This is a genomic window from Paenibacillus sp. FSL H7-689 (genome assembly GCF_000517905.1).
GTDB classification, from domain to species: domain Bacteria; phylum Bacillota; class Bacilli; order Paenibacillales; family Paenibacillaceae; genus Paenibacillus; species Paenibacillus amylolyticus.
The window spans coordinates 36,161-62,044 of sequence record NZ_ASPU01000002.1 but is presented as its reverse complement, the minus strand read 5'-3'; the positions used below and the strand labels follow the sequence as shown (position 1 = coordinate 62,044).

Annotated in this window: 22 protein-coding genes and 1 pseudogene; 7 read left to right on the top strand and 16 right to left on the bottom strand. The window is 39.8% G+C overall.

The features are described from left to right. The first annotated feature begins 768 nt into the window (after positions 1 to 768). From C170_RS00260 to C170_RS00240, 5 genes are read left to right on the top strand one after another with little or no spacing between them, the layout of a single operon-like run. Positions 769 to 1,272 (top strand): DedA family protein, encoded by a 504-nt coding sequence (locus C170_RS00260; RefSeq protein WP_036605709.1) that lies wholly within the window; start codon positions 769 to 771, stop codon positions 1,270 to 1,272. 44 nt (positions 1,273 to 1,316) lie between these two features. Continuing rightward, the gene (locus tag C170_RS00255; RefSeq protein ID WP_036605708.1) at positions 1,317 to 1,883 is read left to right on the top strand and encodes a class I SAM-dependent methyltransferase; all 567 of its coding nucleotides are present in this window, start codon (positions 1,317 to 1,319) and stop codon (positions 1,881 to 1,883) included. 57 nt (positions 1,884 to 1,940) lie between these two features. Beyond that, on the top strand, positions 1,941 to 2,621 hold the full coding sequence (locus tag C170_RS00250) for a response regulator transcription factor (RefSeq protein ID WP_036605707.1): 681 nt from the start codon (positions 1,941 to 1,943) through the stop codon (positions 2,619 to 2,621). 49 nt (positions 2,622 to 2,670) lie between these two features. Beyond that, complete coding sequence (locus C170_RS00245; protein ID WP_081745816.1) at positions 2,671 to 3,714, top strand: sensor histidine kinase; 1,044 nt, start codon at positions 2,671 to 2,673, stop codon at positions 3,712 to 3,714. A gap of 19 nt (positions 3,715 to 3,733) precedes the next feature. Continuing rightward, a complete protein-coding gene (locus C170_RS00240) occupies positions 3,734 to 4,348 on the top strand; it encodes a class I SAM-dependent methyltransferase (RefSeq protein ID WP_081745815.1) in 615 nt (204 codons plus the stop codon). Positions 4,349 to 4,366: 18 nt separating this feature from the next. Here C170_RS00240 and C170_RS00235 read toward each other — a convergent pair whose 3' ends face one another. From C170_RS00235 to C170_RS30615, 9 genes are all read right to left on the bottom strand, one after another. Then, complete coding sequence (locus tag C170_RS00235; RefSeq protein ID WP_036605704.1) at positions 4,367 to 5,149, bottom strand: SDR family NAD(P)-dependent oxidoreductase; 783 nt, start codon at positions 5,147 to 5,149, stop codon at positions 4,367 to 4,369. 85 nt (positions 5,150 to 5,234) lie between these two features. Beyond that, positions 5,235 to 5,813 carry a TetR/AcrR family transcriptional regulator gene (locus C170_RS00230; RefSeq protein WP_036605703.1) on the bottom strand — a complete coding sequence of 193 codons (579 nt, stop codon included), beginning with the start codon at positions 5,811 to 5,813 and terminating at the stop codon, positions 5,235 to 5,237. 55 nt (positions 5,814 to 5,868) lie between these two features. Further along, positions 5,869 to 6,867, bottom strand: coding sequence for an NADP-dependent oxidoreductase (locus C170_RS00225; protein WP_036605924.1), 999 nt, complete (start codon positions 6,865 to 6,867; stop codon positions 5,869 to 5,871). Positions 6,868 to 7,174: 307 nt separating this feature from the next. Beyond that, the gene (locus C170_RS00220) at positions 7,175 to 8,260 is read right to left on the bottom strand and encodes an alkene reductase (RefSeq protein ID WP_036605702.1); all 1,086 of its coding nucleotides are present in this window, start codon (positions 8,258 to 8,260) and stop codon (positions 7,175 to 7,177) included. A 60-nt stretch (positions 8,261 to 8,320) separates the two neighbouring features. Continuing rightward, entirely contained in the window at positions 8,321 to 9,079 is a 759-nt protein-coding gene (locus tag C170_RS00215) for an SDR family NAD(P)-dependent oxidoreductase (RefSeq protein ID WP_036605701.1), read from the bottom strand. A 313-nt stretch (positions 9,080 to 9,392) separates the two neighbouring features. Then, positions 9,393 to 10,157: an SMI1/KNR4 family protein gene (locus C170_RS31230; RefSeq protein WP_235200692.1), complete on the bottom strand. Its 765-nt coding sequence runs from the start codon at positions 10,155 to 10,157 to the stop codon at positions 9,393 to 9,395. Positions 10,158 to 10,307: 150 nt separating this feature from the next. After that, positions 10,308 to 10,472 (bottom strand): histidine kinase, encoded by a 165-nt coding sequence (locus tag C170_RS31630; protein ID WP_081745800.1) that lies wholly within the window; start codon positions 10,470 to 10,472, stop codon positions 10,308 to 10,310. A gap of 58 nt (positions 10,473 to 10,530) precedes the next feature. Next, complete coding sequence (locus tag C170_RS29860) at positions 10,531 to 10,962, bottom strand: HAMP domain-containing protein (protein WP_162158942.1); 432 nt, start codon at positions 10,960 to 10,962, stop codon at positions 10,531 to 10,533. Between the two features lie 111 nt (positions 10,963 to 11,073). Next, positions 11,074 to 11,256, bottom strand: coding sequence for a hypothetical protein (locus C170_RS30615; protein WP_155984993.1), 183 nt, complete (start codon positions 11,254 to 11,256; stop codon positions 11,074 to 11,076). Here C170_RS30615 and C170_RS00200 point away from each other — a divergent pair. Further along, a pseudogene (locus tag C170_RS00200) lies at positions 11,218 to 11,616 on the top strand (cytochrome P450); the annotation flags it as partial. The gene C170_RS30615 and the pseudogene C170_RS00200 overlap by 39 nt on opposite strands. Before the next feature lie 289 nt (positions 11,617 to 11,905). Continuing rightward, complete coding sequence (locus tag C170_RS00195) at positions 11,906 to 12,862, top strand: IS30 family transposase (RefSeq protein WP_036605699.1); 957 nt, start codon at positions 11,906 to 11,908, stop codon at positions 12,860 to 12,862. Positions 12,863 to 13,331: 469 nt separating this feature from the next. On the opposite strand, the gene C170_RS00190 is transcribed toward C170_RS00195, so the two are convergent. From C170_RS00190 to C170_RS00160, 7 genes are all read right to left on the bottom strand, one after another. Further along, on the bottom strand, positions 13,332 to 14,012 hold the full coding sequence (locus tag C170_RS00190; protein ID WP_036605698.1) for an ABC transporter ATP-binding protein: 681 nt from the start codon (positions 14,010 to 14,012) through the stop codon (positions 13,332 to 13,334). Between the two features lie 22 nt (positions 14,013 to 14,034). Then, a complete protein-coding gene (locus tag C170_RS00185; RefSeq protein ID WP_036605697.1) occupies positions 14,035 to 16,530 on the bottom strand; it encodes an ABC transporter permease in 2,496 nt (831 codons plus the stop codon). Between the two features lie 42 nt (positions 16,531 to 16,572). Further along, positions 16,573 to 17,253, bottom strand: coding sequence for a hypothetical protein (locus C170_RS00180; protein WP_036605696.1), 681 nt, complete (start codon positions 17,251 to 17,253; stop codon positions 16,573 to 16,575). Beyond that, positions 17,246 to 18,124 carry an ATP-binding cassette domain-containing protein gene (locus C170_RS00175; protein ID WP_036605695.1) on the bottom strand — a complete coding sequence of 293 codons (879 nt, stop codon included), beginning with the start codon at positions 18,122 to 18,124 and terminating at the stop codon, positions 17,246 to 17,248. The genes C170_RS00180 and C170_RS00175 overlap by 8 nt, the downstream gene beginning before the upstream one ends. 5 nt (positions 18,125 to 18,129) lie before the next feature. Continuing rightward, positions 18,130 to 18,498 carry a GntR family transcriptional regulator gene (locus tag C170_RS00170; RefSeq protein ID WP_036605694.1) on the bottom strand — a complete coding sequence of 123 codons (369 nt, stop codon included), beginning with the start codon at positions 18,496 to 18,498 and terminating at the stop codon, positions 18,130 to 18,132. Between the two features lie 287 nt (positions 18,499 to 18,785). After that, a complete protein-coding gene (locus tag C170_RS00165; protein WP_051446908.1) occupies positions 18,786 to 20,057 on the bottom strand; it encodes an MFS transporter in 1,272 nt (423 codons plus the stop codon). Positions 20,058 to 20,088: 31 nt separating this feature from the next. Then, the gene (locus C170_RS00160) at positions 20,089 to 25,878 is read right to left on the bottom strand and encodes a non-ribosomal peptide synthetase (RefSeq protein WP_036605693.1); all 5,790 of its coding nucleotides are present in this window, start codon (positions 25,876 to 25,878) and stop codon (positions 20,089 to 20,091) included. Positions 25,879 to 25,884: the final 6 nt, after the last annotated feature.

The following is a 25,884-nucleotide window of genomic DNA, read 5'->3' as shown; positions in this document are numbered from 1 at the left end:
GTTCGATTTATTTATTGATCTGGTGTTTATCATGATATAATATACCTAATTTTGATATAATTGGAGGTTCCGCATCTGAGTTATAAGATCCCCTTTGGTCTTTTGCTATTATCTATATCGATCGTCGGATTTATAATCGCCAGAAGCTAACTCGAGGCCTACGCCACGGTATACAGACTTATTGGGATATTGGTTATCTTATCGTCTCTTTTTCTTTCGAAAGCGGATATAAGGGAGTAACTTAGCAGGGGTGGTCACTACTGTAATGAAACTTTTCAGCAAATTGTACTCAGAATATCTCCTGATTCCACGACCTCTACGTTTGTTGTTTTTATGGGGATGGATTGTTTTGTTTTTTGTTGCTGGTACCAAATTCAGATGGTTCTACTTCCTACAATAAGCTGATTCAAAGAAGTCTGATCCCCTGGGACATAAAAAAAGAGCTGAGTCGTCATTATGACGTCTCGGCTCTTCTTTGATCATCCTCTTCCTTGCAGATAAAGATATAGGTAATCAACTCGAACTCGCTTATATGTTCCTTTTTGAGACAAACTTTATTTGATATTCAGAAATTCATATCACTTGATCACCGCTCCTGAATAGTTCTACCTGTTCAAGTCTTGCTAGTAAGTTGGCAAGGCTTTTTCTCTTGAACGCAGTTGTTTGGCTTTGCTTATGTATTCTTTAGATTTTCTTCAGATTTATGCTCATTAATTCCTTAGTTTTTTTCATTAAGATTGCTATATCAACAAGAGAGGAGGCAAAACAATGATCAGTAATACGATCTTAGAGCTACTTCATCAGTATGGTTATCTGATTTTTTATTTTGCCTTCTCATTAGGGCCTTTCGGAATTCCAATTCCAAATGAGATCACGATTATCAGCGGTGCCATTTTGAGTCACACAGGAGTTATCAATTCATGGATCACATACTTCTGTATTTTATCAGGACTATTAACGGCCATTACCTTTGCTTATTTTGCAGGGAAGTTATTTGGACCCAAGATAAAACACAGATTCCAGCATCATAAACACTTCGTCAAGGCTGAACTGATTCTGAATAAGAGTGGCAATTGGGCGATGTGCATCGGTTTGTTCATTCCAATCGTGCGATATGTTCTCCCTTTGGTGATGGGACTCAGTGGCGTGCAGTATAGAAAATTTGCTCTTATCTCCTATTCCAGTGCTTTGTTATGGACCATCACCTATTTTACAGCAGGAACTTACTTCGGCGGTCCCATTCTATCTACGCTGCAATTATTCCATTTCTAACTGGTTTGATAACATACCATCACATATATGGAGGAACCACAAATATGAATTCTAATGAACCCATTTTATTTTTGAAAAGCTTTCTGCAAAGCCCTAAACATGTCGGCAGTATCATACCCAGTTCCCGGTTTCTCGCCAGCAAAATGGTGAAGCAAGCCTCTTGGCTAGAGGCAAAAGCTGTCGCCGAGCTTGGATCGGGTACAGGTCCGATCACTCGTTATATTCATCAACAAGTACACGATTCCACCAAAGTCCTATTGTTTGAGATGAACGAAACGATGAGGAATACTCTTCAGACGGCATACCCGGAGTTCTCCTGTTATCCAGACGCCGCTCGATTGGTAGAATCCATGAATCAAGAGGGCGTTCAGCAACTGGATTACATTTTTAGCGGATTGCCGTTTTTCAACTTTGAACCTGAATTAAGAAATACGTTGGTAGACCAGATCTATAAGGCACTCAAACCTGGAGGATTATTCATCGCCTTTCAATATTCACTTCAAATGAAAAAAACATTATCCGAACACTTTATCATCGAAAAAATAGAATTAGTGCCTTTGAATATCCCACCTGCGTTCGTTTATGTCTGTCGCAAAAAGGAAACAATTTAAACATTCCAGACTATCGTTTACACTGATGTTATCCTAATTTTTAAGGAGTGTTGAATTATGAATACCGTTCTCGTTGTTGATGATGAACCCGATATCCGGGATGTCATTCATGTCTATTTACGTAACGAAGGATATCATGTCATTGAAGCAGCCAATGGTGAGGAAGCGCTAAATATTATCAAAACAACATCGGTCCAACTCGTAATACTGGATGTCATGATGCCCATTATGGATGGAATCAAAGCCTGCTTCAAAATAAGAGAAGTATCACCCACTCCCATTATTATGTTATCCGCTAAGGAAGAAGACATTGATAAAATCACGGGCCTGACTACCGGGGCCGATGATTACATGGTCAAACCGTTTAATCCATTAGAGTTACTTGCTCGCGTTAAAGCTCAGTTACGACGTCAAACACTGATCGGAAAACCAGAATCCAACTCACTTATTTTAATTAAGGACCTTATCATTGATACAAATAAACATTCCGTGAAGCTCAAAGAAAAGGACATTTCGCTTACACCACTGGAGTTCTCCATTCTGGTGTTGCTTGCCAGCCATCCTGGACAAGTATTTAGCTCCGAGAAAATTTACGAAACCGTATGGAAAGAACCTTACGGGTATTCAGATAATACGGTGATGGTTCATATTCGTAACCTGCGAGAGAAATTGGAAGTAAATCCGCGGGAACCCCATTACATTAAAACGGTATGGGGAGTGGGATATAAAATTGATTAAACGATTACCACATTTTAAAAAAAAGATACAGATTAACATCCTATATCAAATGTTGATCAGTTTATTGATTTCGTTTGTTGGCTCTGTGGGTGTAAATAATATGTTGATCATAGCTGCCGCAAAAATTAGTGAAAGATTTAATTGGCCTTCGCTCCTCTACATTTTTCCTTACGTTCTAACACCAATCTTCATCGTAATTTTCACGTTAATTTTTTTGTTTTCCACACGAAAAATTGTGAGAGATCTCATTACATTAGAGCAAGGGCTTCAAATCATATCTGAAGGAAATCTGAATTACAGGGTGCCCGTTAATCGACAAGATGAACTTGGACGCGTTGCTTCCAACATCAATCATATGACAGAACAGTTAAAGCAACAGATTGCTAAAGAACGTGAATTGGAGCAATCCAAGATGGACATGATCACTGGCATCTCACATGACCTGCGTACACCGCTTACCAGCATAATTGGCTATATTGAGCTTCTCAAATCAGAATCATTTCAAGACAAAGCAGAGTATGATCGTTTCATCCAAAATACCTATAACAAAGCAACACATTTGAAGAAGTTACTCGATGATTTATTTGAATATACGCGTCTTAACGAAGTGAACACCCAATTGGATTTGAAAAATATTGACCTCTGTCAGCTATTGGACCAATTGTTGTTTGAATTCGAACCTTTAGCTCAGGAGCATGGGATTCGTATTGAAAAAACACTCGGTAATGCTCCAATCATGGTTTCCCTGGATAGTGATAAGATCGCTCGAGCTATCGACAATCTCCTCATGAATGCACTAAAGTATTCCTTTAAACCGGGCACGATTCATGTTCGAATGAGTGTGCAGCATAATCACGTTACCATTGAAGTAGAGAATAAAGGCATACCACTAACGATAGAACAAAAAAACAGACTGTTTGATCGCTTTTATAAGGTGGATTATTCGAGGAATAGCGAAGGTATTCAATCAGGATCTGGTCTGGGACTTTCTATTGCGAGAAACATTGCGGATTTACATCAGGGGACTTTAACACTAAAACATACGCGTAACGTATTTATATTCCAACTAAGCTTGCCTTCTAACATCCAGTGAAACATCAATAGCATTGATAATGGAGGATACCGCTATGAAAACATCCGAACCACTTCTTTTCCTGCAAGGATTTCTGAGGAACCCTAAACGAGTAGGCAGTCTCCTCCCCAGCTCCAAATTTTTGGCTAAGAAAATTGTCCAGTCTGTACGATGGGATGAGGTAAGAACCATTGCTGAGCTAGGGCCAGGAACAGGGGCAGTCACACGTCTTATGAGAGCTGAATTACCCCAATCTGCTACCGTTTTTTTATTTGAAAGAGACCCGAAAATGAGGAATGATCTGAAGAAAACATATCCTGAATTCATGTACCATTCGAATGCATCCTATTTAGTGAAAAAGATGCATCAAGAACATATACATCAATTGGATAATATCATTTGTGGACTGCCCTTTTTTAATTTTTCCAGAGAAATGAGACAAAACATCCTGTCACAGATCCATACAGCGCTCCGACCTGGAGGCACGTTAGTTTTATACCAGTACTCCCTTCATATGAGGAAACAATTAGCTGAGTTATTTGAGATGGAGAAAATTCAATTTGTGCCTTTCAGCTTCCCTCCTGTTTTTGTGTATGTTTGTCGTAAAAGACAAGATGAAGGACAACGTGTATCGATCGACTTGAGGAGGACTTGATTTATCCTCTTTATATGTTTAATGTCCTGTCTTGTCCTGTGAGGATCTAATTATGCGAGTCATCATCTTACGCGGCAACAACCGCGGCATAAACGCGATGAATCGGTTCCGAGCTCCAGGCATAATTAACGTCTTGCCACGTAAGAAGCCTCGATACCCTTCTTCGGCCACCTGTCCAGCTTCCATGATCGGGCCCTGCAACATCTTCGAGACACCCATACCCGAACGATCAACAAACCCGGTGGATGTCAGGCCTGGGCACAGTGCCGTTACTGTAACGCCAGTTCCGCTTACTTCATTCTCCAAAGCCTCAGTGAACGATAGTACATATGCCTTTGTTGCATAATATACCGACATCAACGGCCCAGGGAAAAAACCTACCAACGAAGCCACATTCATCACACCGCCTTGCCCACGTTGGATCATATCCGGCAAGAATAGCTTTGTCATGACGGTTAAAGCCTTGATATTCACGTCAATCATATTAACTTCTTGTTCCATATCCGTTTCCATAAACGTCCCGAACAGACCGAAACCTGCATTGTTGACAAGATAGTCAACAACAATGCCCTTTTCCTTCAGCTCATGATAAATCTCCTGTGGTACCCCAGGTGCTGCTACATCTTTGGCAATAACCGTCGCCTGAATGCCATACTTTTTCCGATACTCCTGAGCTAGATCCTGTATTTTACCCTCGCTTCGTGCTACCAGCACAATATGATGTCCACCTTTGGCAAACCGATTTGCTAACTCTTTACCGATCCCACCCGATACCCCTGTGATTAGAACTGTCTTTCTCATATCGTGACCTGCCTCTCTTTTCTATAAAATATGTTTCATCTGGAACATCAATTAGAATGAACGTTCTATAATAGTAACAAATAGACTACCTTAGTATGAGATCCATGGATAGCATCGCTATACGAAGCAGTTTTTCCTTGGTCATCGAAGTCTTGGCCATCCCCCTTAACCCAATGCTTACGTTATGCAGATATTCCGCCAATACCTCGGCGTTGTACTCCGTTGTGAATTCACCTTCTTGCTGTCCCCACACCATAATGTCCTTGATTAGTTTCTCCGTATTTGCAAACATCTCCGTCGATCGGTGGTTCATGTCTTTATCACGTGCCGCCAATTCTACCGTCGAATTAACAATGAAGCAGCCTGATGCTGGAGATTCCTCTCCATGAATTAAAGAAAGAAATATAAACTGAAGTGCTTCCGTTGCCGTTTTAGAACGCTTTACGCCTGCTGTAAGGGCGGAGCTGATTTTGTGATCATACAGATCTACTGACTTTAGAAACAAGGTATGTTTGTCGCCAAATGTGTCATACAAGCTTTTACGATGAATTCCCATATGATTGACTAGATCTGTCATCGACGTCTTCTCATACCCTTGTTCCCAAAAAAGTCTCATCGCTTTATCCAGTACAACAGACTCATCGAACTCTTTGTTTCTCGCCATTAGCTTCCCTCCTGTTCAGAAAACAAACATTGAATAACATGCTCTCGTTGGGCCTTTAAAAGGTAAGAATGACTTTACCCTGGGAGTGACCCGTGGACACTTTAATCAATGCCTTTTCAATTTCATCAAACGTATAGGTTGAATCGATCGAGGGTTTGATATCTTCTTTTTCTATGAGAGCTGTGATTTTTTGCAATTGACTCCCGCTGGAGTGCACGAATATAAAGCGATATTCATTTTGATTCTTACGCGCTAAAGAATCCAGGCGTGCACCTACAAGGCCAAACAATGCTTTTTTCCACATTGGAAAATGGCTGTCCGCTGCAAAACGATAATTGGGTCCCGCTTTCAAAGAAACTAATTTCCCCTGTGGTTTCAAAATGCTTAGTTCAGCTTTGATTTCATCCGCACCCAAGGTGTCAATCACATAATCGATATCGGACAGGATATCAGCATAATGTTCGGTTTTATAATCAATGAATTGATCTGCTCCGATCGACAGTGTACGTGATCTGCCTCTTTCGCTCCCACTTGTAATCACCGTTAGCCCCATGGACTTGGCAATCGGGATAGCCATCGCACCGAAACCACCGGTTCCCCCAGGAATAAACAGCTTTTTATTCGGTTCGGCTTGGAGTACATCATGCAATGCTTGATACGCGGTCAAGGCAGTAAGGGGTACTGCAGCAGCTTCGATAAAAGACAGATTTTCAGGCATCATGGATAAAGCATCCTCATGTACAGCCGCATATTCAGCAAAAGCACCAATTTTATTCAGAGGTAACCTTGTATAAACCTTATCACCCACTTTAAAATTCAAAACATCATCACCGACAGCTTCAATGACACCCGATAATTCATTCCCTAAAGTTAAAGGTAACGTATAGTCGGCAATCATCCGAACACTACCATTCATATTCAAGATATCCAGCGGATTTACACCCGCAGCTTTTACTCTGACAAGGACCTCACGGCTATGAATCTGAGGTATCTCAATATTATTGATTTCCACCTGGATTTTTTTAGAGTATTTCTGTATTTTAGCTGCTCTCATCATTTATCCTCTTCCTTTGCTTATAGACTACATAAGTTGAACTAAAGATTATTTACACTGATACTACGATGACAGAACAACCTTCCAATCGCTGTTATCCCCAGATTTTTTTGATCCCCTTTCTAAAGGGAAAATCCGGTGATAAAGGCGAGGTGTATGCTTCCGAAGTAGCTTTCTTTCAGAAAGCTTTTAGCTTCGCTTTTTCAGGTTCTTTCTGTCCTCTCCGTTAATGTGTAAATGATTAGTTCAACTTATGTAGGAACATGGCGCGCAGTATTCAGTTGTACGCCATGCTCCATGCTTTGTGCTAGTGTAGCCCCTCTTGCGACTTTAATTCTTCCAACGTAGGGTAATCCGTGTAGCCCTTACTTCCCAATCCAAAGAATGTTGTCGTATCTGCTTCATTCAGTGGCGCACCTTGTCGAAGTCGTTCCACCAAATCTGGATTAGCTAAGGACCATACACCTACAGGTACCACATCAGCGAGACCACGATCTAAATCGACACTGAGATCATCCAACGTTCTTCCAGCCCGATTGACCAACAGTGGATTTTGCCAGATCGAACGAATGTCTTGGAGCAGTTGTTCATCTCCAAGATGCATAACATGAAGGTAAGCCAAATCCAATTGAGCCAATTCTTCTACAAGATAGCGATAGAGTTCAGGGCCTTGTTCGCCATCTTGAATTCCACCCAGCGGTGTCCCTGGTGAGATACGGAAGCCAGTTCGTTCTGCGCCTATTTTCTCCACGATGGCTTTGGTTACTTCAATCGCAAAGCGAGCACGATTTTCAATTGACCCGCCATACTCATCTGTCCGTGTATTTGAATTTTCTCCCAAGAATTGATTGATCAAGTATCCGTTGGCCCCATGAATCTCGACGCCATCCGCCCCTGCTTCGATCGCTGCGGCTGCTGCTTTTCGGAAATCGGCAATGGTCGTTTGAATATCCTCCTGACTCAATTCCCGGGGAACGGGGATATCCTGCATCCCTGTAGCCGTAAACATTTCTACACCCGGTGCGATTGCTGATGGAGCAACCGGTTGACGATGATGCGGGGTATTGTCCGGATGTGACATGCGACCCGCATGCATTAATTGGATGTACACATATCCGCCAGCTTCATGCACCGCACCCGTTACCTTTTTCCATCCATCAATATGCTTATCGGTGTAGATGCCAGGTGACCACAAGTAACCCTGTCCATCATCGGATGGTTGTGTTCCTTCCGTAATCAGAAGCCCCATCGTTGCACGCTGAGCATAATAAAGTGCCGCCAACTCTCCAGGTGTACCATCTTCTTGTGCTCTACTGCGTGTCATAGGTGCCATCGCTAGTCGATGAGGCAATTCCATGTTGCCAATCTTTGTTTTACTCCATATCTTTTCCAATTGGATGTACTCCTCTTCTTATTTGAGATTTTGTAGATGTATCCTCTGGATTCTGCTGTATTAATTCAATTCTGAAATCACCGGGTAGATTGCGCCTGTCAGTTGGAACTCATAGTTCTGGTCTACAATTCCCACGACCACTTCATTGTGATCATACAGATTGATCATGAAGCCTGCCATTTCTTTAGCAGTGTGGTACTTAGACATGTTTGCTTTGTAATCAAATCCTTCAGTATCTATTGATTTTTGTACAAATTCTGTTTCCGTGACCGCTGGTGCCAGCACCTTCGCTTTTAGTTTTGCACCCTTCAATTCCAGTTCTTTGGCAAGGCCCTCTGTGAAGGCACTAACGTAGTATTTCGATGCAGAGTAAGCCACACTGCCTACAGCAATGGCATATCCGAGTGCGGATGAGACGTTAATCAATTGAGTGCCTTCCACATTCGCATAATCTCGCACATACAATGTAGATAGAATGGTCAAAGATTCGATGTTAACACGCAGCATGGTCTCCACTTTATCCAAATTCTGTTCAGCAATGAACGAGCCTTCTCCAAGCCCTGCATTATTAATCCAAGTCTCAATTTCATATTCCTTCAAATCGTTATATAGCGTGTACGCCTCTGCGGTAACAGACAAATCGCTTGTATGAACGATAACATTTACTTTAGGATCGATACCCTGAATAGTCGATTTAAGTTCTTCAAGCTTATCCAATCTTCTAGCTACCAAAATCAAGTTTTTACCCCGTGCTGCAAATGCCAATGCTGTTTCATATCCAATTCCTGAACTTGCTCCTGTGATTACGGTGTATTTCATCTTATTCTCTCCCTTATATTCTTCAGATTAGTGTAATTTCAGTTTTTAGAACGATCGTTCTTTATTGTGCAAAAAAAAGTAGTTAGATCTAACTTGCTGTTAGCATATCATTTCTAGAACGAACAGTAAACAATTATTTTATATATAGAAAATATGCTTGGAACACACTTAAATGAGACTAAAATCACGCTATATATACCATTTTTTATATCATAAATTAAGAATTCCTATATCGTTTCATAAGTTCTTTAATTTAATAATCTAATGTCAGGCCGCTGGCCACAAGTATAACCATCAACCTTTCCTAGCTACGCTAATCTGAATTCGACATCATCCATGCCAGAAATTCTCCAAACGAATCGGATACCTTTTCAACCTCTTCAAATTCCGGCTCACATCCACGTACAATAGCCCCATTGTCGGTTGTTAAGTCAATGGCATAGAAGGAATATCCATCCTCCACAGACATTACGATCGGTAAGTGATGATCCCACCAGGCCGTTATCTCTGACTGCCAAATAGAATCACCCTCTGCTGCCTCCAAACTAAGCATTTCAAATTCATTCCATTGGAATGCGGTCTCCGTGCTATTGTTGAACTCAGCCTCACAAATAAACCAGGTTTGCTCATCCGGTGCAACGCATTTTTCAACTACATTTAGAAATTCTAAATATTCATCTGGAAGTCCTTTATATCTTGAAGTAATGCTGCTGTTTACATGTGACTGCGAACCGGGTTTACTCATTATGTCCCAGCCCTTTTCCCCGGCCCAAGTCATAAATTCCCTCAGGTTATTCTTTCCTTTTCCATTATTAATCACCAAATATTGCACCTGCCCATCAGCTTTAGAAATAGAAACTATATCACCTATTCGGGATTTGAATGTAAAATCCCTGCTGTGGTGCTTCAAAGAGAAAGACAAAAAGACTGGAAACATGGCCCGAGAAAAGCGGCAACCAGGTTCCTGAGCTTCTGCGGAAAATCCGTTTCCATTATCTTGGATTATAATACTTGCACACTTGTCTTTTTCGTCTTCAAGCCATGTTGCTTTAATAAGTACTGATATCGGTTCATCCATTGACAGGCAGTTTCATAATATTCTCAATAAAGGTATGCAAGATTAAAGGAGGCATCTGTAAATTCATTAACTGCTGATTTGCATCAATATGACAAATCAAATTCTCCCCCGAGCGAATTTTTTGAATTTGCAGAAATGTTTGGACATGCTTTAATTCGTCCTCGAATGGGACAAGTGAAGGTTCCCCTTAACCGTATACCTTAAATAATCCGACAAACTGCGAACTATCTCCTGAATCAAACTATAGTCCTTCATCTGAGACATGCTATAAATGGTATTGAATGCATTCAAGTGAAAATGAGGTTTGATTTGCATTTGAAGATACTAGAGTTCCGCCTTCTGTTTATGAATTTGCTCCTCATATACATTAATTTTAAGTTGCTGAATTTCTGATGTGAAAATGGTTAAAAGTATCACTTAACAGCGTAAATTCATATGGATGCTCTTCTACTTTAATACTATGATTTTGGTCACCACCTTCAAGTTTCTTTATGGCTTGTTTTAACTTTGTGATTGGCTTAAAAATCCACTTCCGTAATACAATAAAGGTTAATGGGATGCAGAGAACTGAAAGTAGGGCTATTAGGCTGATCACAATTTGGATATAGTTAAGTCCTTCGAGAATATTATTTTCATTATCCACAACTGTTAATCTTAGGTCACCTCTTTTTGAGTCCTGCCCAATGACCATATAATCTTTATCAGTTCCGGTAAAATAATAGTGGCTTGAGTCACCAGATAAATCGATATCACGCTTGTGAACAAAATCAGCATTTTGCAATGGTACACCGTTGGAAGTAGCCAATATAAAGTAATCCTTCTGATTGAGGTCTAAGTATACATAAGGTTTACTCATAACGAGCATCAATTTGCCGAACCCATCTGCTGAGTAATAACATGATAGACCTGCTTCACCTCATTGCCACCATGTTTGAACATTCTCATCCATCGCTTTCGAAGCTTCTTTTCCTTCCATAAAGGAAGATGCCTTAGCAGGTTTATTGTAAGACAACAGCATCCATTCCGGATTGTCCCATGGATTCATCTGTGCCTGTTCGATCCTGCTGCGGTAGAAGAAATGCTGAGATATCGCTTTCACATCAGTAAAATGGACCGCATGGTCAAAGAGGATAACGATCTGCTTGGAGTTAAGATGAAAAAAGGAGACGCCATCATAGCATGGATGAGTGCAGCCAATATGGATGAGAATATGTTCGAAGATCCGTTCAAACTTAATATTCATCGCTCAAACAATAACAAACAACTTGCATTTGGTTTTGGTACGCACTTCTGTCTGGGAGCACCCTTGGCACGCTTGGAGGGCAAAATTGTACTGACTACATTTTTAAAAACTTTCAACAAAATTGAGCCAGTGGATGGATTCATACTAGAAGATAATCTTACTCCTTCTGCCGCAGGACAATCTTTAATAAGCCTACCTTTAAAGTTGTATAAGTAAATATAATTTTCACGTATGTGACACTTATGGCAGATAAGGTTCATTACTCATTAATAAATTTAATAAATACAAATAAAGAACAAACAGTCCCCGAAGAATTATTACTATTCATGGGGACTGTTCGAGTTAGTTATTAAGTTTGTTATCAGCAGGAAGTTTATCTTACTAAATCATATGACGGATTGTAATATGAAGTGCGACACCTACTGAAAATAAAAAAATGGCTCATAGCCTGATTCGTGTAGAATGAAAGTTACCACACCAGCATTCACACAAGGAGAATCAGTCCATGAGTTATTCACATCTTAGCATAAACGAACGCAGCAAGCTAGAAATCCTCCACAAGCAAGGCCAAAGTTCACGAACCATTGCAAAGGAACTGGGTAGACATCCTTCCACGATTTGCCGTGAGCTAGATCGTGTTGTTGCATCGCATCCCTATCAGGCAGAACAAGCTCAGAACGCGTATGAGGAGCGTCGTAAGGTTTCTGTCTCACCAGGTAAATGCTCAGACGCCTTGGCTACTTCACTGGAGGAAAAACTGGAGGCAACGTGGTCTCCGGAACAAATCACTGAACGTTTCCGCACCGAAGGCCGCCGTGCAGTCTCCTTCAAAACCATCTACCGCTGGATCTACGCTGGGCGCTTGGTTCGAGGTGTATTACAGGTTCTTCGACACAAGGGGAAGCGCCAGAAACCCGCAGAAACTCGCGGTAAATTCGCTATTGGTCAACCCATTTCAGATCGCCCCAAAGAGGTTCGTTCCCGTGAAACGTTTGGACACTGGGGACTGGATACCGTCGTATCGGGTCGCGGGAAAAGTAAAGGCTGCGTAGCGACGTTGATTGAACGAAAAACACGCCTATATACCGGTGTTCTCATGCCCGACCGTACCGCTTTGTCGATGGAGATTGCGCTCGGTGTAGCGATCTCACAGTACCCTACAGGGACCTTCCTCACAGCTACGGCTGATCGAGGAAAGGAGTTTGCATGCTATGCCAATCTGGAAACGACCCACAACATGCACGTTTATTTTGCTGATCCATATTCGTCTTGGCAACGCGGTTCCAACGAGAATGCAAACGGGTTGCTTCGAGAGTTTTTCCCTAAAGGTACCGATCTCGCTCAAGTGGAGGATGAAGATCTCGCCCATTCACTCGATCTAATGAATCACAGACCACGAAAATGCTTGGGTTGGAGAACCGCTCACGAATCTTTCACAGAGGAACTGTCGCACTTGGTTTGACAATCGGTCGTATAGAATACTTATTAACTACCAATGGTTCGTACAATTTTTTCCTACTTCACGCCATTTTTCTGACCGCCTGGAGAGCCCGCTATCCGATACTGCTGTGAAGCTAATGTCTCTAACGACCATATGTATATTGTTCACATTTCCTAGCCGAATCTCCTCTTGTTCAGCGAGCAGTATGCCGACTTACTACCATTTGAGGCTGCTGAGAACGGCCATTTTTTACCATATATACTGACGTAACTACGTCACATATGCATTCAGCAGACTTCTACGACTGATGAAAAAAAGAGATAATAATTTCTTTGTGAGCGACATTTCTTCCAGTCTTTCAATTTTCATTTTAATTGTAGAATTTGGGAAAGATAAAACTTTACGAAGAGAAAAAGACTAGAGATTGGACAGGATAATACCTGCGCAATTTCCAGTCTTTTGGGAGCTGGCGTAATAACTTTATATCTACTTACGCCTCTTTCTGCAAAACTCCATCTTTCAAACGAATGATACGGTTTCCGTATACAGTTGCTTCTTGAGAATGTGTCACTTGAATAATAGTTTTGCCATGTTCCTTATTAATTTTTTTGAACAGTTCCATAATTTCCATACCGGTTGTACTGTCCAGGTTGCCTATTGGCTCGTCCGCTAGAATGAGTTCAGGTTCATTGATTAATGCTCGGGCAATAGCCACTCTTTGCTGCTGTCCGCCAGACAGTTCCCTTGGTGTATGTTTTCTTCTATCCGACAAGCCCACAATTTCAATAATATCATCCAATTTATCACGGTAGCTGCTTTTAGGCTTTCCATCCAGAAGCATAGGCAGCATAATATTTTCTTCCACACTTAAATTGGGAATTAAATTATAAAACTGAAATACAAATCCGATATCCCGTCTTCTCATAATACTTTCGTCCTTGTCTTTCATCACGGAAATTTCTTTACCAAGTATCTCGATCTTACCTGCACTCGGTTTGTCCAGGCCGCCTATTAAATATAATAATGTGCTTTTTCCAGAACCGGAGGAGCCCATAATACTAATAAATTCGCCTTTATTAATTTGAAGATTCACATTTTTCAAAATTTCTGCCGAAAGACCGCCCATTTGATAGCTTTTAGATACATTTCTAGTTTCAACGATAATACTCATTGCTCTCTCTCCTTTTGATCATCTATTCGTATTTAATTACATTAATAATATTTAACTTAGATGATTTAATCATTGGGCTAATGGAAGCCACGATGGCGATGCAAGCGGATGCTAGGAAATATAGCCACACTTGGCTAAACGGATAGAAAATATATACTGGTGGAATGTATAGCGCTTTATAAATATACGGAAGCAGCCAAATAAGTAAATACCCACCCAAACATCCAAACACACCACCAATTAAGCCAAGCGTTAATGATTCAATAAATATCATTTTAGCGGTCTGAGCCTTGCTCATTCCGATGGAACGAAGCATCGCTAGACTTCGTCTTCTCTGGATAAGATTGATAACCAGATTATTAAATACACCAACAATGCCAATTAGCATAGAGAGAAATGCAAAACCTTTTAATATACTAAATATCTGCTCGTTGCTCTTGACGTTTTCCTGTTGCCAATCTTTCACTGTTATAATCTGAGGCCTATCAGAGAAAAATTGCCGTTCCATTTTTTTAGCAACCGTACTTGGATTTTGATTTGTTTTAATATACATATTAGAATACATGGTCGTGCCTAAATCCTCTTTCATATACTTCTCAGAAATTAACGCATAGTTGCCTGTATACATCAGGGTGTTAAAGTTACCTTGAACTTTATATTCTTTATTCCCCTTAGGAAATGCCAGCGTAATTGTATCCCCGTCTTTAACACCAAGTCTTTCTTTTACCTGAACGGCAAGCAGAATATTACGCTCGTTATCTAAGCTTTTCAGCTGCTCCTTGGCATCACCAACCACATCTACTTTCCAAAAATCAAGATGCCTATTCGAATCCACACTGTCTATAGCAAGAATATCTCCGTTTTTATCAATTACTTTTACATTTTTAGCTTCATAGTTCGCATATACGTCCTTTACACCGTCGACTTTCTGAATATTATTCACAAGCTGTTGATCCGCTCCGGCAGCGGTCATCTTAATATCAAAGGTGGAACTTTCTGAATACAAATTCGTAGTTGCTGTCAATACACTGTTACTCGCCGTATTGACAAACATAATCGAAGTGATACCAATCGCGATTAACGATATAGTATTCATCATATTGCTGTTTCCTCGAATGTTTCTCAACGCAAGCGATCCTATATTACCGAAGATGAGAGCATATGGTTTCTCAAGAATCACCGCAGCAAGTTCAGTCAAGAAAGGAATCACCAGCGTTAATGCCACGCCTGCTAAAATAACGCTCACACCTATAACTACTACGGATAATTGGCCAGTAACCATTGGCGCGAGTATCACAATTAATGCGATAAAGACAAGACCTATAATAAATTTCTTTCTTTTTCCCAAATCCTTTAATTCTGTAAGGTTTAATATCACTTCTTTAAGTGGAGCTTTTGATGTTTTAAGAATAGGCATGAGCGAGCTTCCCAAGCACAATAGAATGGCAAATAGGGAAGATGCAACTATATGTACAGGCGAGAACTGAGACATTATTGGGGACTGCTCAATATAACCCGGAGTCGTCATGGAAGTGATATAGTTAAGAATGACAACACCTAGAGCGCTACCCAATACCGCACCAATCACACCATAAAATAAACTTTCCGCAATAAGTAATAAATGAATGACTTTCTTTGTAGCTCCTATACTTCTAAAAGTTCCTACCATTGGAAGCCGCTCAATCGTCAGAACTTTAAAGCATGTGTATATGATGAATATGCTCATAAAAGTGACTACAACAACCATAACCATAAGCGCGGTACTTAGAACGCTAGTTTGACTTTTAATATCCTCTGGAGACACTGGATCTTTCACCATTTGGTCTTTATACATAGCTGACAGCTCCGTAATGGCTGCTGGCTTATCAGTGACGTCCGCGAGTTTGATATTCACATAATTAACCAAACCGTTTGTCTGGTATATTTGACTGAGCAATCCTTTGGGCACGATTGCAGAATAGAACTGAGACTCATCCATAAAATAACCCATTGGATTTGAGATTCCATATATATTGAAGGATTGCTTCTTACCGTTAACCTCCAAAACAATAGCATCACCTATGCTAAGCTTGAATTTATCAGCTACTCCCTGACTGACAATGATCTTATTTCCTTCGAAGAGCTGGTTATTTTGTTTGTCTACGAACGTAATTGGATTCAGTTTTTCAAGTTCGCCCTCCTCTAACCCATGCAAGTTAAACCAATTTATGTTATTACTCTCAGTTATATATATCGCAGGACTCTGTATTTCCCCGATATTATAGGACGTGCTTTTACTCAAATTCTCAGCCTTATTTACCGAGAAAAACGGGTCAGTATTATCCACGCTTTTAATTATAATATCTGCATTCCCCTGTGCATTTTCCAGCTTCTGTGTATACACATGGGTTAATGAATTCGAAATTGTAATGGAAGAAAAAAAGAGCGCAGTAGCAATCAAAATCGAAAATATAATTAGACAGGTTCGAAATTTTCTTTCAGCAATGCTTTTGATAATACTTCTAGCAATAATATTCATAATTCACTCTCCAAGGCCAGTTTACTTTCGGAAAATTCATAATTATATTTCCTTTTTTGAGATGAAACACCACCCAATTGCAAAAAAGAAGACTGCCACAACTAAAGTTAGCATTGTTCCCACAATGATGTTCGGATTCATAATGACATCGATAAGTCCTTCTACAAAAACGGTTCTCAGTGCTTTTATGGATAAAACAGAAGATATCCCCCCTGCTATAATTAAGCTGAGAATAATTCCAAGCCTGCTTTTAAGAGAAGTTACAATAAAGTTGAACAATGAAATAGCGAGTAAGTAAGCCCCAAACTGGTATATGAACATCCCCAAAATCCCATGTTGATCCCAGTTGAGAATCTCAATAATATTGAAGTAGTTTTTGTATTTAACAAATACATTAATCTCAAGTAAATACCACAATATATTGAATATGGAGAAGACCACTGTGAATAGAAGATATGTAGCTATACTACCAATATAATACTCACCTCGAGATGCTCCCAAATTCAAAATTCGTTTGAATAAGAAAATGGGCAATATGATAGCCATCACGATGAGAAAGGACGTCACAATATTACCTGCCGACACTTCAGGATTCTGATTCAGGCCACTGATACCTAAAATAGAGTTGATCAGAAAGTGTAGTCCCTCCAACACAATGATGATAAATAAGTACAGCTTCAAAAGAGAGTATGCACCAACGATAACGCCTCTTATTCTAGTCATTGTTTCTCACACTCCCTACCAAATCAGTAAACAGCCTTTGAAGTGGCATTCCTGTAATGGAGATGTCTAGCTTCTGGGAATCTCTCTTCTCCATATCACTTATGTCATCAAATACAGTGGCAACTTCCATGTTTCCGTAATCCTCTACTTTCAAAATGTTCTTATTACTTAAGAATTCTTTAAGAGCATCAGGCCTTCCTGATACAATATAGGCTTTACTCCTGATATCTTCCATAGATTTATTCAGCAATATGCTCCCTTTATTAAGAATATAAATTTCTTCAACAATTTTAGATATTTCATCCAATAAATGGGTGGATAATATTATTGTCCGCGGATGATTCGCATAATCCGTTAACAACACATTATAAAACTTTTCCCTCATTATGACATCCAAACCGAGTACCGGCTCATCAAACAGGGTTATCGGAGCCCTGCTCGCAAGTCCTATTATATTTCCAACTAGCGACTGCGCGCCTCTCGACAACTGGCTTACTTTTTTATTCGTATTCACATCGAACAGTTGCAGCAGTTCTTTGGTGAACTCCCAATCCCAGTTCTCATAAAAGGAAGCCGCTACCCTCAACACTTCGGACACTTTTAAACGCGGGAAATGAATATTTTTCTCTCTTACATAACACATTCCTTTAGGGGTGACCCCCTTTTTCAAAATCTCATCTTGAACCTTAATCGTACCGTCACTCGGAAACAGTCCGCCGCTAAGCATATCCATCAGTGTAGTTTTACCTGCTCCATTTGGCCCAAGCAAACCATAGATTGTATTGTCTTTGAACAATAAATCAACATTTCGGATAGCGTCTAGATTCCCATAAGTTTTAACCAGCTTCTTGGATTCCAATACTATAGCCATTGAAGTTACTCCTTTAGCCCATTATTAATCATGTCAATAATATCTTCAGTTTCCAGACAAATTTTATCAGCCTCTATTAAGAGCTTCATAACATAATCATGATAAAACGTTTTTCTTCTCTGGCCTAAAATTTTTGCCTGGGCACCCCGTGTAACAAAAATACCCAACCCTCTTTTTTTGTAGAGAATCTCATTATCAACAAGCAAGTTTATTCCTTTAACAGCAGTCGCCGGATTTATATGATACATATTGGAAAACTGAGTTGTTGACATGATCTGACCATCCTCTGTATATGTTCCGTTAAGAATTCCATCCTCAATCATTTCAGCAATCTGCTGAAAAATCGGCTGCCCTTCATCAAAGCTAGCCTTCAATTAGATCACCCTTCACTTGTCTGGTTAGTTACTCATGTAGTTAACTATATAACACAATCAGTTCCTTGTCAATTTTTCTCAGATATTTAAAAAAATAAAAAAACACCAGATCCAACAAGTAGCCCTGAGCCTAAAACACAGAGCAGCTACTCTCTAGTAACGAAAGAATCGCTGCTCTGTTGTTTTTAAACTCAATGCTGCACTTTCTCATCGTTAGAGATCCGCATAAAGGTAGTCCCCATACTCTTTACTGGAGCTAGACTGAAATGAAATAACCAGGCCTCTCCTCATTTGTTTTGAAAGAAGTTTCTTAACGGCTTGTTTTGATGTGCTAACAACGCAACAATGAATAGTAGTACTCCCGAAATACTGACCACAACCGTCCAGTTCACTTTTTCCAAGGCAAGCCCATACCCCCAAATACCTATAGGTACAGCGATCTGTATAGCCGTGTTTACGACGCCAAATACACTTGCCCGTAGCTTCTCAGGAATGTGGAGTTGCAGATACGTTAACATTGGAATATTAGTCATCGCATTAAAAAATCCGCCAATCGCTAAAATAATACAGTATATAGCGACAATTAATGAATGATTATTGGCATCAATATTTGATAACTTAGGGAAAGCCCACATGACAATTATGATGGATTGTAACTGTACCAAAATAAACAGTTTATTAATCACTTTCTTGCCCACTGCCTGAATAGATACAACGACGGCTCCCCCAATAAAACCAACCGACCACATCGCCTGAACCCATGATAGATGCGTTGCCGTCAGCTCGATTCCTTTGTAAATGATGAATGGAAGTACGACGGACATTAACGGAACAAGCATGAAATTGATAATGACTACGATGGATAGCAAATAAATAATAGTCTCCTGAGACTTTAGATACCTCCATACATCCTTAAAGCCCTCCATATAACTTTTATGTGCCTGCTGTTCATCATCAACTCTGAAAATAAGGAACATTTCAACAATACCCGCGAGTATAAAACAAATGCCTTCAATCAATAAAATATCACTAAAGCCAAATTTCCTGTATAACAATGCCCCTAGAATAGGACCTATAATATTGATGATTGAACCTAACCCTTGATAGATAGAATTTAGTTTGGTTACGTGCTCTTTTGCTGCCAGGTTAGGAATTGAAGCATTGAGCGCCAGAGCAAAGAAAGCATTAATAATACTTAATACGACAGAAAAGCAAGTAAAGAGAATCAGGCTAGTAGAATAATTCTGGAACAGAAAAAAAAGTGAAAATAAGACGATTGCGCTGATTAGTTCACTCCAGACGATAATCTTCTTTTTATTACTTTTATCTACCAATACTCCACCAAAAATATTCACAAATACGCCTGGAAATATAGAAAGTGCTAATATCATCGAAAAAGCTGCTGCTGACCCTGTTATGTCAAGAATATATAAACTTAAGGCAAACTTAAAAATGGAAGACCCCAGTTCAGATATCAGACGGGCTAACGTAAAGATATAAAAGTTCCTCTGTGAACCTCTCATAGACTTCGTTAAAATTAGGTTTTTTTGAGTTTCCATGCTCCACTTCTCCATTATTCCATTAGTTATTTTAAATGCGACCTATAGGATTATATAATTTAGCTTCTACACACTCTTTGAATAATGCCTCATCCAACCGATAAGGGAAAATTGCCTTGAACACCGTAGTATGCTCTTGACGAATAGCCTCGAACAAAATGCGATTATGCGGCGCAAACTCCAAATTTTGTTCAATCATCTGTTCTACATGATGATATGGTTCACTCGTATAACCAATGAAATTAAATATAATTTGGAGATTATCTGGTATGTCCTGTAACAACTGACCTGCATCCGGAAACTTTTGTTTCAAATTCTCATTAAATATTAGTCCAGCAAAATTGATATTTTTCTGTTGTGCAATTTGTAGCCTTTCCTTGATATCAGTTGTGACTTTGTCTGGATTATCATTACTATCAAGAACAAATGGAATAGTATCAATAAATTCACCGATTGTATCATAATATGTCGTTCCCATATACGATCTTCCATAGTTCACAACATAGACTGGAATTCTCTCCAATCCGGATAAACGACTCATAACCACGCCAGTTAAAGAGAGCAGAAAACCTGTTATATCTTCAGGCAAGGCTGTGCTAGAATGATCAATTTCATACTCCACTTTTGTTATTCGATCAAAATCCTGTATTTTTCCATACTCCGCCACTTTTTCAGCTTGTTCCTTGAAAATACTTAGATGGTATAGATCCACTATCTGAGAATCCGTTATTTCATAAGGCCCATCCAAGATTTGATCGACATAATCCCAATAGCTCTTTCTCTGCACAGGTAATACTTCTTTATTTGCATCATTAGCATTGATAAATGTTGTTAAATCTTTTTTTATAATTTCACTACTCATAAAATCGAATTTGGCATGTGCAAAAGGCAGCAACAGGGAATATTCCTGCATGTTCTCCTTAATGAGAAGCACACGGTATTGGAATGAATTAAATAGGCTATAAGGTTTAAAATAAAACTCCTTGATAAGCGTATCCATGCATTTTTTCTTAGAAGACTCGGTATATAACGACAGATCCAAATAAGGCAATGTTATGCTGTCCGGCATTGCGTGCATGTTCCATTTTCCTTCATGCACTTCTTCACTCAAGGTACATCTTAAAATATCATGCTTTTTTAACAGTTCATAAAAAGCTTTATTTATGGTTTCTATGGAAATCATGCCGCTAATTTTGAGAAAGGTTCCTGAGAAATCCATTGTTGACAGATGGTATTGCTGTATTGGCGCTACGTTTTGCTGACTCACCACCGTATTGTGCATAAGCTGTGTTTCGAACAATTCATGTGCCTTCCACATATTGCTTATCGTATCGTTGATTTCTGATTCATCTAGGCTACTTAGATTCAATGCTTGACCGAATGCGTCCTCAGTTTTATATTCAGCTACACATTCAGTATCCATCGCGCAAATATAGTGAGGATAAATCGTCGGAGCCATATTTTGCTTGATCATTTCTTTAAGCCTGTCTACTGATGTAGGATCCGTGTACTCTGAATGAACACAATAGTATGTCTTGCCGTCTACATTAGACCTCGTATACTTCACTTTAAAGCCTAGGGCGTTCTCCAACATAAGCTCTGCCGCCTGTTCATTTTCAACTTGAACTTGATTAGTTACCTCTGTTTTTTCAAACTGGGTAGCAATGTTTTTAATGGTCTGAAGCTCAAATAAACTATTAATTCGCAGTGTAATGTCCAAGCCTTTTAATTTTGATACAATCTGTATGGCATTTAAAGAATGTCCTCCGATGTCTGAAAAAGCCTCATTCACACCAACGCTCTCTCTATTGAGCACTTCTTTCCAAACGCCGCATAGGATCTCTTCCGTTTCATTTCGAGGCTGATCGTCTTCGTCATTGAAGTTGACACGCTCACTAAATTTCTGGAGCGCCGCACGATCAACTTTCCCGTTCCTAGTGAGCGGCATGCTTGTCACCTGTACGAAATGTGATGGAATCATATAATCTGGCAAAGAGTTTGACAGGTGCTCTTTTAATACAGTGGGTATGCAATCCCCATTCGTTACAAGAAATGCGTATAGCTGATTATCCTCATTGCTTACAATATCGATAATCTCCACTTCTTTTACCATTTCATGATTCAATAAATGATGCTTAATCTCGTCTATCTCAATTCTAAAACCTCTTATTTTCACTTGATGGTCAATTCTCCCTAAAAACTCAATCTCACCATCCAGCATCCAGCGCCCCATATCTCCTGTCCGATAAAGTTTCTCACCCGCAATAAATGGATTATCAATGAATCGTTGCTCTGTTAATTCAGGCCGCTTTAAATAACCCTGGGCGAGCCCAATCCCGCCAATACAGATCTCCCCGGCCATCCCTACAGGGAGCAGATTTAAATTTTTGTCTATTATGTATACTTGTATATTAGACATCGGCTTCCCAATTGTAATTCGGCTCCCTTGGTCAATACTGTCTGAAATAGTCGCACAAACCGTTGATTCTGTCGGCCCATAGGCATTAATAAAATTCCTCCCCTTTGACCATTTTGTCAATAAGTCCTTACTGTAGCTTTCACCAGCAGAAATAATACTTGTCAAGTCAGGCAGATTTTCACTAGATATTATCTTCAGTACGGAAGGAGGAAGAGTCACTACGTTAATTTTTTTGTCCCTTAGTATCGTATTTAAGTTATAGACAAACGCCTTATCTCTTTTCGGGAGATATAAGGTTGCCCCACTAGTTAATGCCGTGAAAATTTCAGAAACAGAAGCATCAAAGCTGAAAGAAGCAAATTGCAACACTCTGCTGCTACTGGTGATACCAAATGATTTATTTTGAGATACAGTCAGATTAACTACACCTTTATGTTTGAGCATGACCCCTTTAGGAACACCTGTTGTACCGGATGTATAAATCACATAAGCTATGTCCTCCGGACTGTTAATATCAACCGGGTTCTCTTCCAGGAAGACAAGAGCTTCCGTAGCAACCTCTTTAAACAATTGCACCTGACTACCCATTGATTCAACGTTAGAAATAAACTTTTTGGAGAGGTTATTCGCAATAATGGATTCATCTGTTAACAGTAGCTTTATAGTACTATCTTCAATAATGTTCATGATTCTTTCTTCGGGATAGTACGAAGCATCAATGGGAAGGTAAGCTCCACCTGCTTTTAGCACGGCAAGTATTGAAACAATCATTTCTTGGGGTCGCTCCATTAATAGCCCTACAAGATCTCCGGGTTTAGTTCCCTGTTGTCTTAACAAGTGGGCAATCTGATTCGATTTTCTATTCAATTCGGAATAGGTTATGCTATTCAAAGCCTTAGGCTGTTTGCACATTTCAATTTTATGTTCATTGCGGAATACTTTCTGATATAACGGTGTGTTTCTGAATTGTTTACCGAACTGTAAAATATCATAATTAAAAGGAACACATTCCCCACTCGTTTTTTCAAGATAGCCTGTTAAATTAAAGTCAGGATTCAATCCATTCTCACACAACGTGCGAGTGCACGTTGCAATAATACGATCCCCTTTAGACACATGAACACCAGGGTAAAAGACGGGAACAAATACCGGTAGCCAGCAATATTCGTGGTCAAGGATATCAATAACCTCATCCTCTGAAACATATAAATTCAGCCATACAAGAAATCCTTGAATCTTCGTATCTTTACTAATCAATAGCTCGATCTGATCCGAGGTTTCCAAATCTACCTTGCCGGAATGATCTAAATCCTCAAAGATACTCGAATTTGAAATCAGATGCTGTCTGTCGAAGTTTTTGATGCAGACACGCAAGTCGAATTCTCTTCCCACATGTTCAAATACTTTGTTTGTATACTCGGCAGCCAGGTGTGAAAAACCTATATTTTCAATGAACTCATCCGGTAGACTAATGGCTGCGATCATTGTTTTACTTCTAAGCGGAATCATTATGCCGTCTTCCTTGAGTAGTCTCCATGCGCTATTAATGATGACTGCTGAACCTTCCGCACCACCAATTGCTCCCACAATTTCCGAAACGCAGACATCCGCTTTCTCTGGTAATTCGATTTTTGTAGCATCGCCATGAATGAGCGTTATTTTATCCTGCAAATGGAGTCTTTCAATGACTGCCTTCGCCTTTAAATAACTGCTTTCCAATATTTCGATGGCATACACCCGCTTAGCCCCTGCTTCAACACTAAATCTGGATAGAATTGCATCACCTCCAGTGCCTATATCCACAACGATCTTATCCTTTACATACTTGTTAATAACAGTTTTATAGCTTGCATTTCGATGCTCATCAAACGTCATTGCACTGTACAGTAAGTCATCATAAATAAAATATTCTGCTACGGATGGCCAAAGTTCCATTTGCTTCTCAGATTCAAATTCCAGCGCGATAGCATCAGGCGTGAGTTCCGCCTGATGCTCAAACAATTGTTGAATGGATCGCCGATCATACTCTTGTACCGGATTATTGAATTTTGAGACAATCATTGCTTTTTCTTCTGCTGTAACCAGTTCGATCTGTTCAACTGCTATTGTGTCGTTCGTAATCACAGTTTGAATGAGCTGCGTTATATACCGTTCTATTCGTTTGACCATCCCAGGCTCATACAAGGATGCATTAAATCCCATTCTAAAGATGTAATCCTTCCCGGGTATAATCATCACGCTGAAATCATAATTCGTGCGTTCATAAACTTGCAAATCGCTGAATTGAAAACCAAATAACTGGTTATTTTCTTCGGCTTGCTCGATATCTTGCTCAATTGGCTGATTTTCAAACACAAAGACGTGGTTAATCAGCCCCTGCTTTAACTCTGTGTTTGCTTGAATTTCTGACAGACTCATATAGCCGTATTTTTCAGCCCATAACGCATCCTTTTGCACAACTTGCAATAAATCTGCGAAGCTTGCATTACTTCTGATCCGAACAGGAACTGTATTGATGAATAAACCAACTATGTTTTCTATTCCAATAATTTCTGGGGGCCGCCCTGAAATAACTGTGCCGAATACGATATCATTGCAATTGTTGCTTTTTTGCAAAAATACTCCCCATATCGTTTGAAACACTGTATTCATAGTGACTTGATGCCTTTTAGCTAACTTAGATAATGCCTCGATTGTTTCTTGTTGAATTCTAAAACGATGCTCCTGGTATTCATATGATTTGTTGGAAGGTTGCATGAATGGCACAAATGACGGTTGCATAAAATCAATCAGATACTCATTCCAATATTGTCGGGCTTCAACTCGATCCTGCCTCTCCAACCATTTAATATAGTTCACGTAAGGTTGAACAGCTCCTACATTGGGAGTTTGCCGCGTTATCAACGCATTGTATATTTCAAATAACTCCTTAGTTACGATCCCCATGCACCATCCATCCATAACGATATGATGAAAACTCCAGATGATGAGATGGGCATGCTCGCTTTTTTTAATAATACTCATTCGAATAAGGATGTCCCTTGACAGTTTAAACCCTCTCTGAATATCCTCCTCTTTAAAGAGTTTCACGAATTCATCCTGTTTATCGCTTGTCAAATTGCTAATGTCCTCCACTTTGACTTTGGCTGGACGCTTTTTAAGAACAACCTGCTGGGGAGTACTGGTCTTCTCATGTATGAATAAAGTCCTAAATACATCATGCCTTTGTATAATAGTATTAAAACTCTCTTCAAATAAGGGAATATTGAGCGAGCCGCCCAATTCGAACGAATTTTGTTCAAAATACGCATTTGAAGCATCTTCCATGAGGGAATGAAATAGCATGCCTTCCTGCATGGGGGATAGTGCATAGATTTTTTCAACTTCCAGCTTAGTGTTCATACCGTT

Coding starts and splice junctions, on each gene's coding strand:
- C170_RS00260 (WP_036605709.1), top strand. CDS start 769: ATGATCAGTAATACGATCTTAGAGCTACTTCATCAGTATGGTTATCTG.
- C170_RS00255 (WP_036605708.1), top strand. CDS start 1,317: ATGAATTCTAATGAACCCATTTTATTTTTGAAAAGCTTTCTGCAAAGC.
- C170_RS00250 (WP_036605707.1), top strand. CDS start 1,941: ATGAATACCGTTCTCGTTGTTGATGATGAACCCGATATCCGGGATGTC.
- C170_RS00245 (WP_081745816.1), top strand. CDS start 2,671: ATGTTGATCAGTTTATTGATTTCGTTTGTTGGCTCTGTGGGTGTAAAT.
- C170_RS00240 (WP_081745815.1), top strand. CDS start 3,734: ATGGAGGATACCGCTATGAAAACATCCGAACCACTTCTTTTCCTGCAA.
- C170_RS00235 (WP_036605704.1), bottom strand. CDS start 5,149: ATGAGAAAGACAGTTCTAATCACAGGGGTATCGGGTGGGATCGGTAAA.
- C170_RS00230 (WP_036605703.1), bottom strand. CDS start 5,813: ATGGCGAGAAACAAAGAGTTCGATGAGTCTGTTGTACTGGATAAAGCG.
- C170_RS00225 (WP_036605924.1), bottom strand. CDS start 6,867: ATGAGAGCAGCTAAAATACAGAAATACTCTAAAAAAATCCAGGTGGAA.
- C170_RS00215 (WP_036605701.1), bottom strand. CDS start 9,079: ATGAAATACACCGTAATCACAGGAGCAAGTTCAGGAATTGGATATGAA.
- C170_RS31230 (WP_235200692.1), bottom strand. CDS start 10,157: ATGGATGAACCGATATCAGTACTTATTAAAGCAACATGGCTTGAAGAC.
- C170_RS31630 (WP_081745800.1), bottom strand. CDS start 10,472: ATGCAAATCAAACCTCATTTTCACTTGAATGCATTCAATACCATTTAT.
- C170_RS00195 (WP_036605699.1), top strand. CDS start 11,906: ATGAGTTATTCACATCTTAGCATAAACGAACGCAGCAAGCTAGAAATC.
- C170_RS00190 (WP_036605698.1), bottom strand. CDS start 14,012: ATGAGTATTATCGTTGAAACTAGAAATGTATCTAAAAGCTATCAAATG.
- C170_RS00185 (WP_036605697.1), bottom strand. CDS start 16,530: ATGAATATTATTGCTAGAAGTATTATCAAAAGCATTGCTGAAAGAAAA.
- C170_RS00180 (WP_036605696.1), bottom strand. CDS start 17,253: ATGACTAGAATAAGAGGCGTTATCGTTGGTGCATACTCTCTTTTGAAG.
- C170_RS00175 (WP_036605695.1), bottom strand. CDS start 18,124: ATGGCTATAGTATTGGAATCCAAGAAGCTGGTTAAAACTTATGGGAAT.
- C170_RS00165 (WP_051446908.1), bottom strand. CDS start 20,057: ATGGAAACTCAAAAAAACCTAATTTTAACGAAGTCTATGAGAGGTTCA.
- C170_RS00160 (WP_036605693.1), bottom strand. CDS start 25,878: ATGAACACTAAGCTGGAAGTTGAAAAAATCTATGCACTATCCCCCATG.